22 protein-coding genes are annotated in these 20,431 nt (G+C 72.5%); 13 read left to right on the top strand and 9 right to left on the bottom strand.

Annotated elements, in window-relative coordinates; translation table 11 throughout:
* Positions 1–32: 32 nt before the first annotated feature.
* Positions 33–926, bottom strand: a complete 894-nt coding sequence (locus ABZ815_RS21855) for an aldo/keto reductase (protein ID WP_357700599.1) — start codon at positions 924–926, stop codon at positions 33–35.
* A 59-nt stretch (positions 927–985) separates the two neighbouring features.
* Between ABZ815_RS21855 and ABZ815_RS21850 the strand changes: the two genes are divergently transcribed.
* Positions 986–1,354 carry a MerR family transcriptional regulator gene (locus tag ABZ815_RS21850; protein ID WP_357700597.1) on the top strand — a complete coding sequence of 123 codons (369 nt, stop codon included), beginning with the start codon at positions 986–988 and terminating at the stop codon, positions 1,352–1,354.
* Positions 1,355–1,358: 4 nt separating this feature from the next.
* Here ABZ815_RS21850 and ABZ815_RS21845 read toward each other — a convergent pair whose 3' ends face one another.
* Complete coding sequence (locus tag ABZ815_RS21845; RefSeq protein WP_357700596.1) at positions 1,359–3,104, bottom strand: AMP-dependent synthetase/ligase; 1,746 nt, start codon at positions 3,102–3,104, stop codon at positions 1,359–1,361.
* Between the two features lie 128 nt (positions 3,105–3,232).
* On the opposite strand from ABZ815_RS21845, the gene ABZ815_RS21840 reads away from it, so the two are divergent.
* From ABZ815_RS21840 to ABZ815_RS21810, 7 genes are all read left to right on the top strand, one after another.
* On the top strand, positions 3,233–4,000 hold the full coding sequence (locus ABZ815_RS21840; RefSeq protein WP_357700594.1) for a metallophosphoesterase: 768 nt from the start codon (positions 3,233–3,235) through the stop codon (positions 3,998–4,000).
* 61 nt (positions 4,001–4,061) lie between these two features.
* Complete coding sequence (locus tag ABZ815_RS21835; RefSeq protein WP_357700592.1) at positions 4,062–4,505, top strand: SRPBCC family protein; 444 nt, start codon at positions 4,062–4,064, stop codon at positions 4,503–4,505.
* Positions 4,502–5,665, top strand: a complete 1,164-nt coding sequence (locus ABZ815_RS21830) for an ArsA family ATPase (RefSeq protein WP_357700590.1) — start codon at positions 4,502–4,504, stop codon at positions 5,663–5,665. Before ABZ815_RS21835 ends, ABZ815_RS21830 begins: the two co-directional genes overlap by 4 nt.
* A gap of 39 nt (positions 5,666–5,704) precedes the next feature.
* A complete protein-coding gene (locus ABZ815_RS21825) occupies positions 5,705–6,100 on the top strand; it encodes a DUF5304 family protein (RefSeq protein ID WP_189648026.1) in 396 nt (131 codons plus the stop codon).
* Between the two features lie 13 nt (positions 6,101–6,113).
* Positions 6,114–7,046: an ROK family glucokinase gene (locus tag ABZ815_RS21820; protein WP_357700588.1), complete on the top strand. Its 933-nt coding sequence runs from the start codon at positions 6,114–6,116 to the stop codon at positions 7,044–7,046.
* Positions 7,047–7,085: 39 nt separating this feature from the next.
* Positions 7,086–7,745 (top strand): endonuclease/exonuclease/phosphatase family protein, encoded by a 660-nt coding sequence (locus ABZ815_RS21815; RefSeq protein ID WP_357700586.1) that lies wholly within the window; start codon positions 7,086–7,088, stop codon positions 7,743–7,745.
* Positions 7,746–7,782: 37 nt separating this feature from the next.
* Positions 7,783–8,889, top strand: a complete 1,107-nt coding sequence (locus tag ABZ815_RS21810) for a hypothetical protein (protein WP_357700585.1) — start codon at positions 7,783–7,785, stop codon at positions 8,887–8,889.
* Between the two features lie 36 nt (positions 8,890–8,925).
* On the opposite strand, the gene ABZ815_RS21805 is transcribed toward ABZ815_RS21810, so the two are convergent.
* Both ABZ815_RS21805 and ABZ815_RS21800 read right to left on the bottom strand, forming a co-directional pair.
* Positions 8,926–9,402: a hypothetical protein gene (locus tag ABZ815_RS21805; RefSeq protein WP_357700583.1), complete on the bottom strand. Its 477-nt coding sequence runs from the start codon at positions 9,400–9,402 to the stop codon at positions 8,926–8,928.
* A gap of 46 nt (positions 9,403–9,448) precedes the next feature.
* Positions 9,449–10,207 carry an alpha/beta fold hydrolase gene (locus tag ABZ815_RS21800; RefSeq protein ID WP_357700581.1) on the bottom strand — a complete coding sequence of 253 codons (759 nt, stop codon included), beginning with the start codon at positions 10,205–10,207 and terminating at the stop codon, positions 9,449–9,451.
* Positions 10,208–10,354: 147 nt separating this feature from the next.
* On the opposite strand from ABZ815_RS21800, the gene ABZ815_RS21795 reads away from it, so the two are divergent.
* Positions 10,355–11,062: a lysophospholipid acyltransferase family protein gene (locus tag ABZ815_RS21795; RefSeq protein WP_357700579.1), complete on the top strand. Its 708-nt coding sequence runs from the start codon at positions 10,355–10,357 to the stop codon at positions 11,060–11,062.
* 20 nt (positions 11,063–11,082) lie between these two features.
* Here the strand turns inward: ABZ815_RS21795 and ABZ815_RS21790 are convergent, their stop codons facing one another.
* Complete coding sequence (locus ABZ815_RS21790) at positions 11,083–11,538, bottom strand: MarR family transcriptional regulator (RefSeq protein WP_357700577.1); 456 nt, start codon at positions 11,536–11,538, stop codon at positions 11,083–11,085.
* An 81-nt stretch (positions 11,539–11,619) separates the two neighbouring features.
* Between ABZ815_RS21790 and ABZ815_RS21785 the strand changes: the two genes are divergently transcribed.
* Entirely contained in the window at positions 11,620–12,048 is a 429-nt protein-coding gene (locus tag ABZ815_RS21785) for a DoxX family protein (RefSeq protein ID WP_357700575.1), read from the top strand.
* A 77-nt stretch (positions 12,049–12,125) separates the two neighbouring features.
* Here ABZ815_RS21785 and mmuM read toward each other — a convergent pair whose 3' ends face one another.
* The 3 genes from mmuM to ABZ815_RS21770 all read right to left on the bottom strand — a co-directional run bounded on the left by mmuM (position 12,126) and on the right by ABZ815_RS21770 (position 16,434).
* Positions 12,126–12,992 carry a homocysteine S-methyltransferase gene (gene mmuM / locus ABZ815_RS21780; RefSeq protein ID WP_357700573.1) on the bottom strand — a complete coding sequence of 289 codons (867 nt, stop codon included), beginning with the start codon at positions 12,990–12,992 and terminating at the stop codon, positions 12,126–12,128.
* A gap of 404 nt (positions 12,993–13,396) precedes the next feature.
* Entirely contained in the window at positions 13,397–15,793 is a 2,397-nt protein-coding gene (locus tag ABZ815_RS21775) for a VIT domain-containing protein (protein WP_357700571.1), read from the bottom strand.
* Positions 15,790–16,434 (bottom strand): helix-turn-helix domain-containing protein, encoded by a 645-nt coding sequence (locus ABZ815_RS21770; protein ID WP_357700569.1) that lies wholly within the window; start codon positions 16,432–16,434, stop codon positions 15,790–15,792. Before ABZ815_RS21770 ends, ABZ815_RS21775 begins: the two co-directional genes overlap by 4 nt.
* 117 nt (positions 16,435–16,551) lie before the next feature.
* Between ABZ815_RS21770 and ABZ815_RS21765 the strand changes: the two genes are divergently transcribed.
* Together ABZ815_RS21765 and ABZ815_RS21760 are read left to right on the top strand one after the other, a co-directional pair.
* Complete coding sequence (locus ABZ815_RS21765; RefSeq protein ID WP_357700567.1) at positions 16,552–17,019, top strand: DNA starvation/stationary phase protection protein; 468 nt, start codon at positions 16,552–16,554, stop codon at positions 17,017–17,019.
* A gap of 269 nt (positions 17,020–17,288) precedes the next feature.
* A complete protein-coding gene (locus ABZ815_RS21760) occupies positions 17,289–18,311 on the top strand; it encodes an alkaline phosphatase PhoX (protein WP_357700565.1) in 1,023 nt (340 codons plus the stop codon).
* Positions 18,312–18,455: 144 nt separating this feature from the next.
* Here ABZ815_RS21760 and ABZ815_RS21755 read toward each other — a convergent pair whose 3' ends face one another.
* A complete protein-coding gene (locus ABZ815_RS21755) occupies positions 18,456–19,313 on the bottom strand; it encodes a helix-turn-helix domain-containing GNAT family N-acetyltransferase (protein ID WP_357700563.1) in 858 nt (285 codons plus the stop codon).
* A 94-nt stretch (positions 19,314–19,407) separates the two neighbouring features.
* Between ABZ815_RS21755 and ABZ815_RS21750 the strand changes: the two genes are divergently transcribed.
* On the top strand, positions 19,408–20,307 hold the full coding sequence (locus ABZ815_RS21750; RefSeq protein WP_357700561.1) for a beta-propeller fold lactonase family protein: 900 nt from the start codon (positions 19,408–19,410) through the stop codon (positions 20,305–20,307).
* Positions 20,308–20,431 lie beyond the last annotated feature (124 nt).

Here is a 20,431-nt window from a genome sequence, read left to right as displayed (position 1 = left end):
TCCGGCGACGGGCCCGCCCCCGGACGGCGGCCTCAAGCGACCGCCGCCGACAGCCGGTCGTACTGCTCGTCGGAGAGCTTGACCGACAGCGCCCCCACGTTCTCCTCCAGGTGGCCGATCGAGGAGGTGCCCGGGATCGGGATCACGGTGGGGGAGCGGCGCAGCAGCCAGGCCAGCGACGCCTGGGCCGGGGTGACGCCGATCTCGGCCGCCACCGCCGCCAGCGGCGTGCCGGGCCCGGCGTGGGAGCCCGCCGCGATCGGGAAGAAGGGCAGGAACGCGATGCCGTGCGCGGCGGCGTGGTCCACGACGTCCTCGTGCTGCCGGGTGGCCAGGTTGTACAGGTTCTGCACGGCCGCGATCGGCGTGATCTCCGCCGCCTGGCGCAGCTCCTCGGCGCTCACCTCCGACAGGCCGATGTGCCGGACCTTGCCCTCGTCCCTGAGCTGCTTGAGCGCGCCGATCTGGTCGGCGAGCGGGTAGGCGGGGTCGAGGCGGTGGAGCTGGAGCAGGTCGATGCGCTCCACTTGCAGCCGGCGCAGGCTCAGCTCGGCCTGCTGGCGCAGGTAGGCCGGGTGGCCGAGCGGCACCCACTCGGCGGGCGAGGGCCGCAGCACGCCGATCTTGGTGGCCACCGCCACGCCGTCCCCGTACGGGTGCAGCGCCTCGGCGATCAGCTCCTCGTTGGCGCCGAGCGCGTAGGAGTCGGCGGTGTCGAAGAGGTTCACCCCCAGCTCGGCCGCCCGGCGCAACACGGCCACGGCGCCCGCCCGGTCCGCCGGCGCCTCCCAGACGGGCGCCTCCAGGGCCGAGCGCGAAGGGTCGGGGGCGTCGGCCAGCCGCATCGACCCGTAGCCGATCCGGCGCACCTCAAGGTCTCCGCCAATGGTGAACGTCTGTACAGTTTCGCGAGGAATTTCTCTCATGGACGTCACGCTAGAAGCTCACATGGATGTGAGATGCAAGCGGGTGTGAGGAGCATCACGTGAAAATCGGCGCTCTCTCGGCGGAGACCGGGGTCAGCCCCCGGTTGCTGCGCTACTACGAGGAGCAGGGCCTGCTGACCTCGTTCCGGGCCGACGGCGGTCACCGGCGCTACGGCCCGGACGCGCCCGTCGTGGTCCGCCGCATCCGCACCCTCCTGGCCGCCGGCCTGCCGACCAAGGTCATCAAGGACGTGCTTCCGTGCGCCTCCGGCTCCGGCGACGTGCTGGACGCGTGCACCCTGGGCCAGCTGCGCGGCCGGCTCACCGGCCTGGACGAGCAACTGGCCGAGCTCCAGGCCACCCGCCAGGCCCTGGCCGCGATCCTGACCGCGACCGAGCGGGCCGGTGAGCTGGTGGGGGCCGCCTGACGGCTCAGTGGCCGTAGAGCTCGTCGATCTCCTTGGCGTAGTCGCGCATCACCAGGTTGCGCTTGACCTTCAGCGTCGGCGTCAGGTGGCCGCTCTCCTCGGTGAGGTCGGCGTCGAGGATCGTGAACTTCTTGATCTGCTCGGCCTTCGACACCGTGCTGTTGGCCCGGTCGACGGCCTCCTGGACCTGCGCCAGGATCGCCGGGTCGGCGCGCAGCTCGGCCACGCTCCGGCCGGCGGGCGTCGCCTCGGGGTCGAGCGTGACCAGCGCGGCGACGAAGGGACGGCCCTCGCCGACGATCATGGCCTGGGAGACCAGCGGGTGGGCGCGCAGCGCGTCCTCCAGCGGGCCGGGGGCGACGTTCTTGCCCGCGGCCGTCACCAGGATCTCCTTCTTGCGGCCGGTGATGCGCAGGTAGCCGTCGGCGTCGAGCTCGCCCACGTCGCCCGTGTGGTACCAGCCCTCGGCGTCGACCGCCTCGGCGGTGGCCGCGTCGTTCTTCCAGTAGCCGTGGAAGACGTTGCGGCCGCGGGCCAGGATCTCGCCGTCGTCGCCGATGCGGATCGAGACGCCGGGCAGCGGCTTGCCGACCGTGCCGATCTTGTTGGCGCCCGGCATGTTGACCGAGACGGGGGCGGAGGTCTCGGTCAGGCCGTAGCCCTCGAAGACCTCGATGCCGACGCCCCTGAAGAAGTGGCCGAGACGGTCGCCGAGCGCCGAGCCGCCGGAGACCGCGGCCGACAGCCGGCCGCCGGTGGCCGCGCGCAGCTTGGCGTAGACCAGCCGGTCGAACAGCAGGTGGCGCAGGCGCAGGCCGAGCGGCGCGCCGCCGGACGCCTCGGCCTTGCTCCAGGCCACCGCCACGTCGACGGCGCGGGCGAAGATCTTGCCCTTGCCGCCCGCGGCGGCCTTCTGCTCGGCGCCGTTGTAGACCTTCTCGAACACGCGCGGCACGCCCAGCAGGAACGTCGGCTTGAAGTCCTGGAGGTCGGGGGCGACGTTCTTCATGTTCGGGGTGTGCGCCATGATCGCGCCGGCCTCGACCAGCACCACCTGGATCATCCGCGCGAAGATGTGCGCGAGCGGCAGGAACAGCAGCGCCGCCGGGTCCTTGGAGCTGAACAGCGGTTCCAGCGGGCCGCGCAGCACGTTGAGCGCGGTGAACAGCAGGTTGTCGTGCGTGATCCGGCAGCCCTTGGGACGGCCGGTGGTGCCCGAGGTGTAGACGACGGTGGCCAGGTCGGAGGCGACGACCCGCTTTCTGCGCTCCTCAACGGCCGAGTCGGGCACGCCCTCGGCGTCGAGCCGCCCCTCGACCCGCCAGACGGCCTTCAGCCCGGGCGCGGCCTCCCGGACGGTCTCCTCGTGCGCGTCGAGCTCGACGAAGGCGGCCTTGGCCTCGCTGTCGGCCAGGATCCACCGGACCTGCTCCACCGACGAGGTCTCGTAGATCGGCACGGTGACCGCGCCCACGGACCAGAGGGCGTAGTCGACCAGCGTCCACTCGTAACGCGTGCGCGACATCAGCGCGACCCGGTCGCCGTGCTCGATCCCCGCCGCGATGAGACCCCTGGCCACCTCGACCACCTGGTCGCGGAACTCGCCCGCGGTCACCACGGGCCAGCCGTCGTCGGTCTTGCGGCGCATGATCACGGTGCCGGGCTCCCGCTCGGCCCGGTCGAAGACCGTGTCCGGCAGGCTCGCTGAGGCAGGCACATCGACCAGGACGGGGACGCTGTACTCGCGCACGAACTTTCAACTCCTCTACAGGGACCGCCTGGACGTTACCGCCTTAAGTTACGCGTCGGTAGCATCGTCATGGGAGCGTTATGAAGGGCGTTCATCACGCTAGCAGCCGTCCCACCTAGGATTTCCCCATGAGGGTCCACGTGGTGAGTGACGTGCACGGCAGGGCCGACGCGCTGGCCCGGGCGGGCGACGGCGCCGACGCGCTGGTGTGCCTGGGCGACCTGATCCTCTTCATCGACTACGACGACCACTCCAACGGCATCTTCGCCGACCTGTTCGGCGCGGAGCGGGCCGCCGAGTTCATCGCCCTGCGCACGGCCAAGCGCTTCGACGAGGCCAGGGCCATGTCGGCGCGCCTGTGGGCCTCCCTCGACGGCGACCCCCGCGAGCACATCGAGCGCAACGTCCGCGCCCAGTACGCCACCCTCTTCGCCGCCATGCCCACCCCCGCCTACCTCACCTACGGCAACGTCGACATTCCCCGTCTGTGGCCCGACTACCTCAAACCGGGTCATCAGGTGCTCGACGGCCAGGTGGTGGAGATCGGCGGCCTGCGTTTCGGCTTCGTCGGCGGCGGCCTCAAGACCCCCTACCGCACCCCGTACGAGCTCGGCGACGACGAGTACGCCGCCAAGGTCGAGGCGATCGGCGAGGTCGACGTGCTGTGCTGCCACATCCCGCCCGCCCTGCCCGAGCTGCTCTACGACGTCGTGGCCAGGCGCTTCGAGCGCGGCAGCGAGGCCACGCTGGAGGCGATCCGGCGCACCCAGCCGCGCTACGCCCTGTTCGGCCACGTCCACCAGCCCCTCCACCGCCGCGCCCGCGTCGGCCGCACCGAGTGCGTGAACGTCGGCCACTTCCGTGGAAAGGGTGAGCCGTTCGTCCTGGAATGGTGAGCCAGGCGGCCGGTGACCGGCGCTCCGCCGCAACGGGCGGATTCTGCATTACGGTGGTCGCATGGCTGATCGCACCACTTCGAGCACCACCGTCGGCGCCGCCCGCGCCGAGGTCATGGCGGTCATCGCCGACTTCCCCGCCTACCCGGAATGGGCAGGTTCGATCAAGAGCGCCGAGGTCGTGGGCATGGGCCCCGACGGGCGCGCCGAGCGGGTGCGGTTCGTCCTCGACGCGGGCGTGATCAACGACACCTACACCCTCGCCTACACCTGGGAAGGCGACGAGGGCGTGCGCTGGCAGGTGGTCGAGCCGGGCAAGATGGTCGGCGACCTGCGCGGAAGTTACCAGCTCGCCGAGACGGGCAGAGGCACCGACGTGACGTACGAGCTCACCGTCGACCTCACGGTGCCCATGATCGGGATGATCAAGCGCAAGGCCGAGAAGGTGATCGTGGACACCGCGCTCAAGGGCCTGAAGAAGCGCGTAGAGGGCCGTCCGAGGTGAGCCCCCGGGTCCTGCTCTTCACCGGCAAGGGCGGCGTGGGCAAGACCACCGCCGCCGCCGCGACCGCCACACTGGCCGCCGAGCGCGGGCTCAAGACGCTGATCGTCTCCACCGACACCGCCCACTCGCTGGCCGACGCGCTCGCCGTCGAGCCCGGCGAGATCGCGCCGGGCCTCCACCTGCACCAGGTCGACACGCAGAAGACGCTGGAGCGCCACTGGGGAGAGCTGCAGCACTACGCCAGGGGCGTGCTCACCGAGCTGGGCCTCGACGAGATCACCTCCGAGGAGATCACCGTGCTGCCCGGCGCCGAGGAGGTCATCGCCCTCCTCGAACTGCGCGAGCACGCCCGCCACGGCGCCTGGGACGTCATCGTGATCGACTGCGCCCCCACCGCCGAGACGCTGCGGCTGCTGGCCCTGCCCGAGGCGCTCGACTGGCACGTCACCAGGCTCATGCCGGTCGGCCGCAAGCTCGTCAAGGTCGTCTCGCCGTTCATGCGCAGCGTGGCCCGGGTCAGCGCGCCCGGCGAGGACGTCATGAGCGCCGCCGAGCGCTTCCACCGCGGCCTGATGGAGGTGCGCGAGCTGCTCACCGGCGACAGCGCGTCCGTGCGGCTCGTGCTCACCCCCGAGGCCGTGGTGCTCGCCGAGGCCAGGCGCACCCTCACCTCGCTCAACCTCTACGGCTACCGCGTCGACGCGGTCATCGCCAACCGCGTCTTCCCGGCCGGCGGCGCCGACGAGTGGCGGAGCAAGTGGGTGGACGCCCAGTCGCGGCTGCTGGCCGAGGCCGAGGAGTCGTTCGCGCCGCTGCCCATCCACACCATTCCCTACCTGCCCGCCGAGCCGGTCGGCCGGCGCGCGCTGGCCGAGGTGGGCGCCTCCGTCTACGGCGAGGCCGACCCGTTCGCGGCGCCCGCCGTCGAGCCGCCGCTGCGGCTGAGCGCCGACGAGCTGACGCTCGCCCTGCCCGGCGCCGACCGCGACGACGTCGACCTGGCCCGCAAGGGCGACGAGCTCATCATCACCGCCGGTCCGTACCGCAGGATCCTGGCGTTGCCGGCGGCGCTGGCCCGCAGGAGGATCGGCTCCGCCGTGCTCCGCGACGGCGTCCTGAGAATACGGTTCAGTGTGGGGAGCGAATCCGCCTCCGAATGAGTTGAGCAGGATGAGCGAACCGTACTCAGGGAGGGCCAGATGACCGAGAACAACGACAGGGATCCCATCGGCACCGTCGCCGACGAGGCCCGCAAGCTGTTCGAGACGATCCAGGGGCGCGCCACGCGTCAGGTCGGCAAGACCGTCTACAACTCCTTCACGGGCGGCGGCGCCCGCAAGGAGAAGGACGTGTGGAGCGAGGCGGTGTCCGAGCCCCACGACGAGTACATCTGCCGCGCCTGCCCGGTGTGCCGGGCGATCGCGGCCCAGCGGGAGTCGGGCTCCGACGTGACCGGCCACCTGGTGGCCGCGGGCGGCGAGCTGTTCGCCGCGGTGCGCGGTGCGTTCGACGCGCTGAGCAGGCCCGCCCCCCGCGGGCCGCGCGACACCCGTGACCGCGATCGCGGCGACGTGGAACACATAGATCTGGGATAGGGAGACACGCGGCATGCTCACGATCGGTGTCGACATCGGCGGTACCAAGGTCGCCGCGGGCGTGGTCGACGACAACGGCGAGATCGTCGAACACACCCTCAGGCCGACCGCGGCCGATCGGCCCGACGTGGTCGCCGAGACGGTCGCGGACGTCGTCCGCGAGCTGTCACGCGACAGGGACGTCGAGGCGGTCGGCGTCGGCGCGGCCGGGTTCGTCGACGAGACCCGCTCGATCGTGCGTTTCGCCCCCAATCTCGCCTGGCGCGAGGAGCCGCTGCAGAAGAAGATCAGCGACCTGGTCGGCCTGCCTGTCGTGATCGAGAACGACGCCAACGCCATGGCCTGGGGCGAGACCACGTTCGGCGCCGGGCGCGGCCAGTCCCACGTGGTGTGCCTGACCCTCGGCACCGGCATCGGCGGCGGCATCGTCATCGACGGCGCCCTCTACCGCGGCCGCTGGGGCATGGGCGCCGAGCTCGGCCACATGCAGGTCGTGCCCGAGGGCCGGGTGTGCGGCTGCGGCAACCTCGGCTGCTGGGAGCAGTACGCCAGCGGCCAGGCCCTGGTCAAGGAGGCCAGGGAGATCGCGGCCCGGCAGCCCGAACGCGCCGAGATCCTGCTCGGCCTGTCCGGCGGCCGGATCGAGGGCGAGGAGGTCACCGAGGCCGCCCGGCTGGGCGACAAGGTCGCGCTGGCCGCCTTCCGCAGCCTGGCCGACTGGCTCGGGCAGGGCATGGCCGACCTGGCCGCCGTGCTCGATCCCGGCTGCTTCATCGTCGGCGGCGGCGTCTCGCGGGCCGCCGACCTGTTCCTGGACGAGGCCCGCGAGGTGTTCGCCAGGCAGCTCACCGGCCACGGCCACCGGCCGCTCGCCGAGATCCGGCTGGCCGAGCTGGGCGCGTCCGCGGGTGTGGTCGGGGCCGCCGACCTGGCCCGGCGGCGCTAGCGCGTGCTGGTCAGGGTCGCCTCGTACAACGTGCGGAGCATGCGTGACAGCGTGCCCGCGTTGCGCCGGGTGCTCGCCGCGATGCGGGCCGACCTGGTCTGCGTCCAGGAGGCGCCCAGGTTCGCCCGGTGGCGGTCCAGGCGCCGGGCCCTGGCCGAGGCCGGCGGGCTGCGCGTGGCCACGCCGGGGCGCGCCGGCGGCGTGTGCGTGCTGGCCGGGCCGCGGGTCCGGGTGCTGGAGGCGCGGCTCCACCGGCTCAAGGCGTTCCCCGGCCTGGAGCGGCGGGTGCTCGCCGTCGCCGTCGTCGAGATCGGCGGCGCGCGGCTGGCCGTCGGCTCGCTCCACCTCGACCTCCACCTCGCCGCCCGGCTGCGGCACGCGGGCGAGGCCATGTCCCTCATGGAACGGGCGGCCGCCGCGCACGACGCCGCGATCGTGGTCGGCGCCGACGTCAACGAGCGGCGTCACCAGCCGGCCTGGCGTTTCCTGGCCGCCCGGCTCACCGACTGCCACGCCGTCGCGCCCTCGGGCGACGGGCTGACCTTCCCCGCCGCCCGGCCCGCCGAGCGCATCGACGCGGTGTTCGCCGCGCGCGGGACGAGCGTCCTGTCCTGCGGCGGAGTGGCGGCCGGGAACGCCGATCTGGCCGGGGCCAGCGACCATCTGCCGGTGCTCGCGGAGTTGCAGGTTGGACTCTGACGGGCGAGCCGCCCGGGGCAGCCCGTAGCATTTGCTCATGACCCGTCGCTCTCAGCGGCGTGCGCTCTCCGTCCTTCTGGCGACGTCCGTGGCCTTGCCGCAGGTCACGCCCGCCGCGCATGCCGAGCCCCGTCCCGCCGCCGAGGCGTGGCAGAAATCGACGAGCGCGCGCCTCGACGCGGACGGCTCGCTCTCCGACGTGCTCGCCGTCTCGCCGGGCGACGTGTGGGCGGTCGGCCAGCAGGAGATCTGGGACGTCTGGAAGAACCGCGGCACGATCCGCCACTGGAACGGCACCGCCTGGAGCGAGGTGGCCGTGCGCGACGCCACCGCCGCCGGCAACCTGCGCGGCCTGGCCGCCGCCGGCGCCTCCGACGTGTGGGCGGTCGGCGACGGGCACGACGGCCTGCCCTACCTGGCCCACGGCGATGTCACCGGCTTCGACCGGGTCCGGCCGCAGGGGCTGCACGCCGGCGACTGGCTGGGCGGCATCGACGCCAAGCCGGGCCGGGTGGTCGCGGTCGGCAGCCGGGAGAAGTCCGGGCTCATCCTCACCGGCCAGGGCAACAGCTGGACCGTCCAGCAGACCAAGGAGAAGGGCGCGCTCTACGCGGTCGCCTCGGGCTTCGCGGTCGGCGACACCGGCGGCGCGCCGCTGATCATGCACTACACGTCGGGGGCCTGGAAGTCGATGTCCGTGCCCGCCGTCCCCGGCGGCTACCTGCGCGACATCCAGGTCGACAGCTCCAAGCGCGCGGTGGCCGTGGGCGGCGTCTACCACGGCCCGGGCGAGATCTCGCCGCTCGTGCTCACCTGGAACGGCAAGCGCTGGCAGCGCCTGGCGATCCCGGCCACCGGCGCCCGCCTCTACGGCGTCACCGGCGACGGCAAGGGCCGCTACTGGATGACCGGCTACGACCCCGAGCAGGCGGCCCAGCCGTTCGTGATGCGCTGCGAGAAGGACGCCTGCCAGATCATCCGCGGCGCCGCCGAGAAGGGCCGCGACAGCGTGCGCCTCCAGGCGGTGGCCTACCTGGCCGGCAAGGGCGCGCTGTGGGCGGTCGGCCACGCGGTCGACACGGCCGACCGCTACTCCGACGTGGTGGAGTCCTTCGCCCCCCGCACCACCACGGCCAAGTCGTAACGGACCGGGTCGCGAGGGCCGCCCCACAGGGCGGCCCTACAGGACGGCGCCGTCGTCCCAGCCGGAGTCGTTGGGCGGGCCGTCGCCCATGCGCACCACCAGCGCCACGAACCCGCCGATGAACGCCGCCACCGCGGTGAACAGCGCCCAGCCCTCCATCTGCCAGCTCGCCATCGCGGCCACCAGCAGGTAGGCAGGCCCGCCGAACAGGGCCACCCACGCCAGCTTGGTGGGCAGGTCGAGCTTGGGCAGCGGCGGCGGGGGCGGGGGCTCGAAGTGCCCCTCGTCCTCGTCGTCGTCCCGGTTGTGGTCGGGCTCGTGGTCGGACTCGCGGTCGGGCTCGTCCTGGTCGAGTTCGAGCTCCTCGGAGGGTTTGACCACCCTGCGGGTGGGCTCGGCGGGCACGTTCTCGCTGTCCGGCCATGGCTGGTCGGCCGAGTCGCGCTCGGCTGTGTCGTTGAAGGACGCGACGATCTGCCGCCAGACCTCGTCCTCGTCACTCTGGGGCGTCACCTAGATGGGCCTCTCCGCAGCGATCGCGACTTCCCCCTGGGTGCGATCAGTCCCTCTGCAAGGGTACCGAGGCATGTGTCCGGATGAAGTCGAGGCTACCGGCAAAGATCCTGTCGGCATCGTTGTCCAGCGTCGCAACATGGTAGCTATCGGTAAGCTCCTCGATCGTGGCCTGCGGGACCTTCTGGCGAATGATCGCCACACTCGTCGGTTTCACCACGTGGTCGTCGCGGCTGTGGAAGACCAGCAGCGGCTGGGTGACCTTCGCCAGGTCGGCCCGCACCAGCGACCACAGCCCCGGCAGCGACGCGGCCGCCTTGACGGGCGTGCGGGCGTAGGCCAGCTCGGTCACGCCGGGCTTCTTGACGTCGTTGGCGACACCGGGCACCGACGGCAGGAACCACTTCAGCAGCGGCGCCAGCCTCAGCAGCGGCACGTCCACGGCGATGGACGGGTTGACCACCACCACGCCCCCGACCGCGTCCCCGTGCACCTCGGCCAGCCGCAGCGCCAGGCAGCCGCCCAGCGACAGGCCCGCCACGAACACCTCCGCGCAACGCCCCTGGAGGTCGGCGAACGCCTTCTCCACCTCGGCGTACCAGTCTTCCCAGCGGGTGCGGTTCATCTCCTGCCACGTGGTGCCGTGGCCCGGCTGGCGGGGGAGCGACACGCTGACCCCGTGACCGGCCAGGTACTCGGCCCACGGCCGCAACGACTGCGGCGTGCCGGTGAACCCGTGGCAGAGCAGCACACCGACCTGACCCGCTTGGTGGTGGTAGGGCTCCGCGCCTGGCATGAGCGGCATAACAGCTCCTCCACGCAATTTCATCCCGGATCTGCCCGATCGTCGCACGTTCCGGGGTGATTGTGCGAGAGCTGATGTAGTTGCATCTCGCCAGGGATGGGAAGATGACTCTGCTCCATCATGATGTCCTGCGGAAGAGGTGGCCGGGTGTTCTACTGGGTGGTCAAGGCCATCTTGAAGCCGATCCTCATGCTCTTCCGTCCGTGGACGGAGGGTGGCGACAACGTACCCAAGCAGGGGCCCGCGATCCTGGCCGGAAACCATCTCTCCTTCGCCGACCACTTCTTCGGCCCGCTGCAGATCCGCCGTAAGGTGATCTCGCTCGGCAAGGCCGACTACTTCACCGGCACCGGCCTCAAGGGCTTCTTCACCCGGCTGTTCTTCAGCGGCGTCGGCACCGTGCCGATCGACCGCTCCGGCGGCAAGGCCAGCGAGGCCGCGCTCCGCACCGGCCTGCGCATCCTGCGCGAGGGCAACATCCTGGGCATCTACCCCGAGGGCACGCGTTCGCCCGACGGCCGCCTGTACAAGGGCAAGACCGGCGTGGCCCGGCTCGCGCTGGAGTCGCGCGTGCCGGTCATCCCGTGGGCCATGGTCAACACCTACGAGATGATGCCGCCCGGGCGGCTGTTCCCCAAGCTCGGCATCCGTCCGGGCGTCAGGTTCGGCAAGCCGCTCGACTTCTCCCGCTACTACGGCATGGAGGACGACCGGCTGGTCCTGCGCGCGGTCACCGACGAGATCATGTACGCGCTGATGGAGCTGTCCGGCCAGGAGTACGTCGACAAGTACGCCGCCAGCGCCAGGGTCGAGATGGAACGCGCCGCCCGCGCCGCCGCCAAGGCCGCCTCCTAAGAGGCGGCCCCGCTTTCCCGTCAGGTCCTGAGGGCCTGTTCGCTCTTCGTCATCGCGCTGGTCAGTGAGGTCAGCTCCGCGCTGCTGAGCCGGTCGATCAGGTAGTCCCGCACGACCGCCACGTGGCCGGGCGCGACGCGTTCCAGGCAGCGCTCGCCCGCCTCGGTGAGCACGGCCAGCACCCCGCGGTCGTCGGAGGGGCAGGTGGTGCGCTCCACCAGCCCCGCCTTCTCCAACTGGGTGATCTGGTACGTCAGCGCGCTCTTCGACACCACCACGCCCCGGGCCAGCTCGGTCATGCGCATCTGACGGCCGGGCGCGTCCGACAGCCGCGCCAGGATCTCGTACTGCGGGTGTGTCAGCCCGGCCGTGGCCTTGAGCTGCTCCTCGATGCGCCGTTCGAGCAAATGGGAGGCCGACAGGAAGGCGCGCCAGGCGGCCATCTCCGTCTCGTCGAGCCAGCGGGTGTCCGTCACGTCCCAAGTGTACTTGTTGTTCAGTTTTGAACTACCGATAGAGTGGTTGTTCAAATCTGAACGACTCCATCTGGAGGTTCCATGATCGACAGGGCGCGTCCCATCGCTCTGCTGCTGGCCAGGATCGCCGTCGGGGTGATCTTCCTGGTGCACGGCTACCAGAAGTTCGCCGACATGGGCATCGCGGGCACCACGAAGTTCTTCGAGTCCGCGGGCATCCCGCTGGCCGGGCTGGCCGCGCCCGCCGTGGCCGTGCTGGAGGTGGTCGGCGGCATCGCGCTGATCCTCGGCGTCGCCCTGCCGGTCGCGGGCACGCTGCTGGCCCTGAACATGATCGGCGCGGTGGTGTTCGTCCACGGCGCCAACGGCTTCGGCGCGGGCGACGGGGGTTACGAGTTCGTCCTCGCCCTGGCGGCGGCGAGCCTGGCGGTGGGCTTCACCGGGGGCGGCGCCCTGTCCCTCGACACCGTCCTCGACCGCCGCCGCACCACCGCCCCGGTGACCGTCTAGAGACCGTCCCGTCCGGCCGCCTCACGGCCTTCGCGTGCGCCCTCTTCGGTGTGGCGTGCGCGAGGGCCCCGCGGCGCTCAGGTCAGGTGGGCGCGGATCTGCCTGATGTGGTCGGGGGTCGTACGGCAGCAGCCGCCGATCAGCGACGCCCCGGCGCGCTCCCACTCCTTGGCGGCCAGGCCGTACTCCACCGGGTCGGACAGGCCCAGCCAGCGGCGCCGCCCGGCGTCCCACGTCTCGCCGGAGTTGGGGTAGACCACGACGGGCAGGCCGCCGGACAGGCGGGCGACCAGGCCGGGGATGTGCCGCGGCGCCGTGCAGTTGACGCCCACCGCCACCACCTGCGGGTTGCCCGAGAACAGCGCGGCGGCCCGGTCGATCAGGGTGCCGTCGTTGATGTGCTCGGCGTCGCGGCAGGAGAAGCTCACCCACGCCTTGACCTCCGGCGTGGCGGCCAGCAGCCTGGCCAGCGCGCGCGCCTCGGCGTAGGACGGGATGGTCTCGCAGGCCAGCAGGTCGGCGCCGGCGGCGGCCAGGATCTCCCAGCGCGGACGGTGCCAGGCCAGCAGGCCGTCCTCGTCGAGGTCGTAGTCGCCGGTGTACTCGGCGCCGTTGGCCAGGTAGGCGCCGTAGGGGCCGACCGAGGCCGCCACCAGGCCGTGACCGGCCTCGTCGCGGGCCTGCCCGGCCAGCTCGACCGACAGCCTGATCAGCCGCTCGGCCTCGGACCGGTCGAGCCCCCGCCGCTGGAAGCCGGGGATGGTGGCCTGGTAGCTCGCCGTGGTCGCCACGTCGGCGCCCGCCGCGTAGTAGTCGGCGTGCACCCGCCTGATCAGCTCGGGCTGCTCCAGCAGCAGGCGTGCCGACCAGAGCTCGTCGCGCAGATCCGCGCCGAGCGACTCCAGATGCGTGGACAGGCCGCCGTCCAGGACGAGTGTGCTCACCCGTCCAGAATAGGAGGCCGCGGGCGATGATGGCGCACGAGAATGGCACGCCTTTTCCTGGGGGCGTCCGAATATCGCGGCGAAGATATCGCCGGGCGTGAAATTCATAATGCTCGCGCGAGGATTCGGGTGGCGTCCGCGTCATGGGAGGCCGGTCGGCGGGCGGGAGTGCGCTGCGGCGTATTGCGCGGGGATCGCGCGTTATCGGGCTGATTGTTCGTCGAAATCGGCAAAGACTGTTGGATTCCCGGGTTCGGGGCGAACGGCGGCTTTGAAGGGATGCCGTGCGACATGGTCGGCCGCCCTTTCGCCATTCTCCAGGAGTGTCCCCGGGGTGCGGTTCCACCGCCCGCCCGGCGTCACGCGTGGCAGCGCCGCGTGATTCCGCAGCGCTGCCACAGGTGTCAGCGGCGTTTCCAGAAGGGGCCGCGGCGCGTTCCTGAGCCGGGGTCCCCCGGAAGGGCGGGACCGGCGGCGTCGTCGGCGGACCCTGGGGCGCCGCCGGTGAGGCCGGTGAGGAGGTCGACGGCGTGGTCGTGCAGGGCCCGGAGGTCCGTGCCCGGACGCTCGGCCGCCTCCAGGTCGCGGGCCAGCGCCGTCAGCGCCTCGTTCCCGCCCAGGTACGCCGCCAGCGCCGCCAGCCGGGAGCCCAGGTCGGCCAGGTACAGCGCGTCCGGGACGCGCATCGCCGTGAGCCGGTCCAGTTCGGCCTTCAGCTGCGGCCTGACCGACTCCAGCCGGTGCGCCGGACGCGGTGACACCGGAGGCGCGAACATCGGCGAGCCCCCGAACCCCGACCCACCGGAACCCGGCGCGGGCGGCGGCGGACCGGCGGGGCCGCCGGCCGAGGGCGGCGCCGGGAAGGGGGCCTCGGCCGAGGAGGCGGCGGGCCCGCCGCCGGCCGGCGGGGCGAAGCCCTGAGGCATCATGCGGGGAGCGCTTGCCGGACGGGCCATCGTCATGGCCTGCGCCACGAACCCTCCGCCCATGGACGGGTTCGGCGGCAGCTCCCACCCGCTCGGCGGCTCGACCGGCTGGATGACCCGATGCTCGGGCCCGCCCTCCGCGACCTGCCGGGTGTCGATCGCCACGTACGCCGTGAACCTGCACAGCACGCCGTTCTCCAGCGAGACCCCCACGATCCGCGACTCCAGACCGTGCTCGCCCATGGCGTACCGGTCCTCCAGCTCGCGCAGATGGGCGCGGGCCCAGACGGCACGGAGGGCGGGACCGTCCGTGGTCACCCCCGTGACCCGCTCCTCCCACGGCCCCTCGGCCGACGTCCCGCGTACGGTGACGGCCTCGGCGCCCTCGCGGCACCGCCCGTACACCCGGAGCGGCACGCCCGGGAAGATCGAGCCGAGATGGGTGACGGTGTCCGGGTCGGTCTCCAGCCCCTTCAGGGACAGGTCCGTCACCAGCGGCGCGCCGATCCTGCGGTGGATCTGCTCCATCGCCGCGTCGAGCCGGTCCTCGGACTCCACCAGCTCGCACCGGCCCGCGCCCAGCCCGGCGAGCCTGCCGAGGAACCCGGCGTTCACCGCCCGGTCGATCCCGACCGTGTGCACCCGCATCGCCGACAGCGCGCCGCCGGTCTGTTCCAGGATCTGGTCCTCGTTGCCCACCTGGCCGTCGGTGACCAGCACCAGCACCCGCTCCCTGTCGCCGGGCGCGCCGAGCAGCGCGATGGCGCGGCGCAGCGGTTCGAGCAGTTCGGTGCCGCCGCGCGCGTCGACCCGCGCGAGGTGCTCGACCGCCCGGTACCGGTTGCGGTCGGACGCCTCCACCAGCCCCTCGAACGCCGCCTCGACCACCGAGTCGAACGTCAGCACGTCGAAGCGGTCGTGCGCGGTCAGCGTGTCGACGATGCGCGCCGCCGCCCGCCGCGCCGCGACCATCTTCCAGCCGCCCATGCTGCCCGAACGGTCGAGCAGCAGCACCACGTCCCGCGGCGCGCGGGCGGCCTGGAGCGCGGGCGGGACGACGGTGAGCGCGAACGTCCCCCGGCCGTCGAACTGCAGCGACGTGGACGCCTCGAACGACAGGCGCAGCACGAAGTCGCGGTCGAGCCGCTCGCCCGGACGCAGCCGTACGGTGTGGTTCTCCTCCTCGACCACGTGCAGGCTGGAGGCCAGCTCCCGCAGGTCGAGGCCGGAGGCGTCGACGCGGGCGGTGAGCGAGAGGCGCACCGGGCTGGGGAAGCCGGGCAGCAGCACCGGCGGCGTGATCCTGGACGCGTCGGGCACGGCGTCGGTGTCCGGCGCGCCCCCGGACCCCGCCGGATCGCCGTCGAGCGGGGTGCCCGGGACGTACCGCGGGGCCACGACGAGCGGGAAGCGGAACGTCGCCGCGCCGTCCTCGTAGGGGAGGGGCTGGCTCATGCTCAGCCTGACCGAGACGCGTTCGCCGGGCAGGATGTTGCCCACCCTGATCGTGAACACGTCGGGCCGGTCCTCCTCGGCGATGGCCGCCCGCCTGCCCTCGCGCAACGCCTGGTCGTAGTCGGCCCTGGCCTGGCCGCGCTCTTTCAGCACGCCCTCCACGACCCGGTCGTCGGCCTCCATCCTGAACCCCGTCACCGCCGCCCGGTCGGGCAGCGGGAAGACGTAGGTCGCCTCCAGCGTGACGTCGAACGGGTTGCGGAACCCCTGCTCGACCTCGACCCCGGCGATGAGCCCGGCGATGTCGGCGTGGACGTCCACGCTCTCCAGCGGCAGGTTGCCGCGTTCGGTCAGCAGCGCGCCGAACCCGGCGTCCGGCACCGGCAGGCACCGTGCGGGCTCCAGCGAAGTGATCTTCACAGCAGTCTCCTCTCTACGAGCACCGCGAGCAGCGGTCCCGCCGCCGCCAGCACCGCCTGGACGTCCTCCTCGGACGGAGGCCGCCCCCCGTCCCACACGATCCGCACGCCGTCGCCGAGCGCGATCCCCGCGACCGCGCCTCCGGCGGCGTGCCCGCCCGTGTCCCCGGCCGCCGGTCGCGGCGCGGCTTCGGGGCCCCCCGGTTCTTGGACGGCGGCCGGGGCGGGACGGCTCGGCCGATCGGCCCAGAACCGGCCCCGTCCCGCGTCGCCGCCGCCGTCCGGGCCGCCCGGTGGGGGACGCCGGACCGCCGGGCCCGGGGGCGGCGCGTCGGTCAGGCCGGCGGCCGTCGCCAGCGTCGTGTTCGTCGCCCCGGCCAGGGCCGTCTGGATCTCCGCGATCGAGTGCCCCGCGGCCTGCATGCGCTTGACGGCCACCAGTTGCAGCAGGTGCCGCCGGCCGTAACGGGCGATCCTGCCGCGCCGGGTCAGGGGCGGGTCCACGAGGCCGATGGTGGTGTACCACCTGATCAGGCGCTCCCCGGGCACATCGCGGACCCGGCCGTTGACCGGCTGCGCGCCGGCGCGCAGCGCGTGCGCCGCGTGCTCGGCCAGCTCGCCGATGGTCCAGGTGTCGCTCATACCGTCCACAATGACACTGTCACTATTGCACTGTCAATGACGGAAAGATCGGAAGAATCGAGCCCCGAATGACGTTGTAAAAGGGGAAAAGCACTACTGAAGGGGAGGAAATACGACATGGCTACGATCACCGGTCCGCTCTCGGGTGACGCCAAGAACACTGTCGCCGAAGCCCTGCAGGGCGCCCTTGTCGATCTGATCGATCTGTCGCTGATCGCCAAGCAGGCGCACTGGAACCTCGTCGGCCCCCATTTCCGCCCGATTCACCTCCAGCTTGACGAGCTGACCGACCTGGCCCGTACCCATATGGACACCATCGCCGAACGCGCCGTCGCCCTCGGCGTGAACCCCGACGGACGATCGGCGACCGTCGCCAAGTCCACCCAGCTCCAGCAGCCCGAGCGCGGCTGGCTGGAGGACGGCAAGGTCGTGGCGACCGTCACCGACATCCTCGACGGCATCAGCAAGCGCATGTACGAGCGCATCCGCGCCACCGACGAGGCCGACCCCGTCAGCCAGGACCTGCTCATCGCCGTGACGCAGGACATCGACAAGCAGCACTGGATGTTCCAGGCCCAGCGCTGACCGCAGGCCGACCGCGCAACCGAAAGGCCCGGGCACGAGCCCGGGCCTTCGCGCGTCCGGGCCTTCGTGCGTCCGGGCGTTTGTGTGTCCGGGTGGGGAAGTGGGCGATCTTCCGCGCAGTGGGTACGGACTGTCACGCATCGTCCAGGGACCGCCGACGATCTCCCGCCGCGACGGAGCGCGGGGTTTGCACAGAGTTTGATGTCGCGAGTCCTTGCCATTCATGTCGATGCGGTCGACTAGCGTGGCACCTAGAGGGAGGCCCCACGATGTCCCACAAGACTCTCCTCCGCACGGGCCCGCTCTTGCAGGGCGGCATCAGCCCGTACGGGCCGCTCACGCCGGCGTCCGCCGACGGGCTCGCGCTGCCGCCGGGCTTCACCGGCCGGGTCGTGGCCCGCTCCGGTGACAAGGTGGCCGGGCTCACCTGGCACGCGGCGCCCGACGGCGGCGCCTGTTTCCCCGACGGCGCCGGCTGGATCTACGTGTCCAACTCCGAGCTGCCCCTGCTCGGCGGCGCCTCCGCGGTGCGCTTCCAGGCCGACGGCACGGTCGCCGACGCCTACCGCATCCTGTCCGGCACCGACCTCAACTGCGCGGGCGGCGCCACGCCGTGGCACACCTGGCTGTCGTGCGAGCTCGGCGACCGCGGCCGCGTCTTCGAGTGCGACCCCTACGGCGCCCGCGCCGCCCGTCCCCGCCTGGCCATGGGCCGCTTCAGGCACGAGGCCGCCGCCTGCGACCCCGAGCGGCGCGTCGTCTACATGACCGAGGACGAGCAGGACGGCTGCTTCTACCGGTTCCGGCCCGGCGACTGGGGCGACCTGACCGAGGGCACGCTGGAGGTGCTGTGCGCGTCGGGCGGATGGCGGCCGGTGCCGTCCCCGGCCGCGCTGCTCACCGCGGCCCGCCACCAGGTCGAGGACGCCCGCCACTTCGACGGCGGCGACGGCTGCCACTACGCGGGCGGCGTCTGCTACTTCACCACCAAGGGCGACACCGGCCTGTGGGCCTACGACGCGCAGACCTCCACGCTCGACCGGCTGTGCGAGGGCGTGCGCGCGATCACGGCCGCGCCCTCGGGCGACCTCTACGTGGCCAGGGAGACGACGGAGATCGACGTCATCGCCCCCGACCGGGCCGTCACGCCGTTCCTGCGGCTCACCGGGCACGACGGGGCCGAGCTCACCGGGCTGGCGTTCTCGCCGAGGGGCGACCGGCTCTACTTCTCGGCCAGGCGCGGCCGCACCGAGGGCCACACCTTCGAGGTCGGCGGCCCCTTCCGCCCCTGACCGGACGTCCTCGGCCCAGGCCGGGCAGCGGACCGGCATCAGCTTCAACTCGGCCACGAGCTGCCCCACCAGCGCCTCCAGCGGGACGTCCGGGGCGACCCCCGCCGCCCAGAACTCCTTCCGGTCGTCGGTGTGCCGGGCCGCTCAACCGGTGGCCCCGAGGTCGAGCGACCACATCTCCTCGGTGACCTCGGCGCCGTTCTCCACGCCCCGTTCGGCCGACTCCAGCTCGAACCCGGCCGCCTGGTAGATGCGCCGCGCGCTCACCAGGCAGTCGCGGGTCCACAACGTGATCCGCCGGTAGCCGCGCGCCCTGGCGTGGCGCAGGCACTCGGCCACCAGGCGCCGGCCGATCCCGAGCCCCCGCGCCGACGGCTCGACCAGCAACATGCGCAGCTTGGCCGTCGTGTCGTCCTGGTGCACGCAGAACACGCATCCGGCGCGCTCGCCGTCGACCTCGGCGATCCAGCCGGCGTCGCGGGCGGGGTCGTAGGCGCCCACGATCCTGGCCACGAGCTGCTCGAACTCGGTGCCCCAGCCGTACTCCTCGCTGTAGAGGGCGCCGTGCCGGTAGGCGACCCAGCCCAGGTCGCCCGTCCGCGGGGGCCTGATCACGTACGAGCGCTCGGAGGGCTCGCCGAGCAGCCGCCTGATCGTCGCCATGCCGCCGACCAGCAGCGCCTGGTCCTCCTCGGGCAGGCCGCCGAGCAGGCGCTCGATCTCCTCGGCCGACCGGCGGTCGAGCCCGGCGAAGGTCGCGGCGCCGGCCTCGGTCAGCCGTACGAGCTGCTTGCGGGCGTCGGCGGCCGACCGCTCGCGCGACACCAGGCCGTCGCCCTCGAACCGGGCCAGGATCCGGCTCAGGTAGCCCGCGTCGAGGTCGAGCAGGCCGCGCAGCTCGCCGGTCTCCATGCTCTCGGCGTGCGCCAGCTCGAACAGCACCCGGACTTCCGTCAGCGAGTAGGGCGAGTCGAGCATGCCTGCCTGGAGGACGCCGATCACTTTCGTATAGAACCGGTTGAAGGCTCTGATCTCAGAAACCCTTGCCTCCGTCAACGAATTCATTGCTCCAGTCAACCATAAGAAGGATCCCGTTGTGAACCTCTACATAGGCGGCTACGGCCCCGGCATCGTGACCGCGGACGGCGAGCTGATCCGCGTGGCCTCGCCGTCGTTCCTGGCCGCGCACCCCACCCTGCCGGTGTTGTACGCGGTGGGCGAGTTGCGGCGCGGCTGGCTCACCGCCTTCACCATGGACGGCGGCCTGTCCCCGCTGGACGAACGCTCCAGTGACGGCGACAGCCCCTGCCACCTGGCGGTCCACCCCTCGGGGACCCTGCTGGCCGTGGCCAACTACGGCGACGGCACCGCGGGCCTGCACCACCTGGACGAGCGGGGGGCCTTCGCCGGCGACCCGATCGTCCTGAGGCACGAGGGCTCGGGCCCCGACCCCGACCGCCAGGCCGGCCCGCACGCCCACATGTGCGTCTTCCACGAGGACGTCCTGCACGTCTCCGACCTGGGCACCGACGAGATCCGCCGCTACCGCCTGGACGGCTCCCCGCTCGACCCGATCACCCTGGCCCCCGGCACCGGCCCCCGCCACTTCGCCTTCGCCGGCGACCGCCTGTACGTGGCCGGTGAGCTGGACGGCACCGTGACGCTCGTCGAGGGCGAGCGCCGCACCGTCGTCCCCGCCTCGCGCGCCGGGGGCGACAACGCGCCCTCTCACCTGCAGCTCGACGGTGACCTGGTCTACGTCGCCAACCGCGGGCCCGACACAGTCTCCGTGCTGCGCGCCGCCGACCTGACCCCGGTGGCCGAGGTGCCCTCGGGCGGCGACTGGCCCCGGCACTTCGCCATCGCGGGCGACCGCCTGTATGTCGCCAACCAGAACTCCGGCCAGGTGACCGTGTTCACGCTGGACGACGGGGTGCCCGAGCCGGCCGGGCAGTCGTACGAGGTGCCCAGCCCGTCCTGCGTGCTTCCCGCGTAGGGGGGCACGGCCTGTGCGGGGAGGCGGGCCCGTGTAAGAAGTTGACCAAGTGGTGGGCCGGCGCCCCCCCCGGCCCCCACCGTGGGGGGGGGGGGCAGAGGCCTGTGGTGCGCGCCCCGCGGGG

Source organism: Nonomuraea sp. NPDC047529 (assembly GCF_040642995.1).
In the GTDB taxonomy this organism is placed as follows: Bacteria; Actinomycetota; Actinomycetes; order Streptosporangiales; family Streptosporangiaceae; genus Nonomuraea.
The sequence above is the reverse complement of the archived record's forward strand: the minus strand, read 5'-3'. Positions and strand labels throughout refer to the sequence as shown.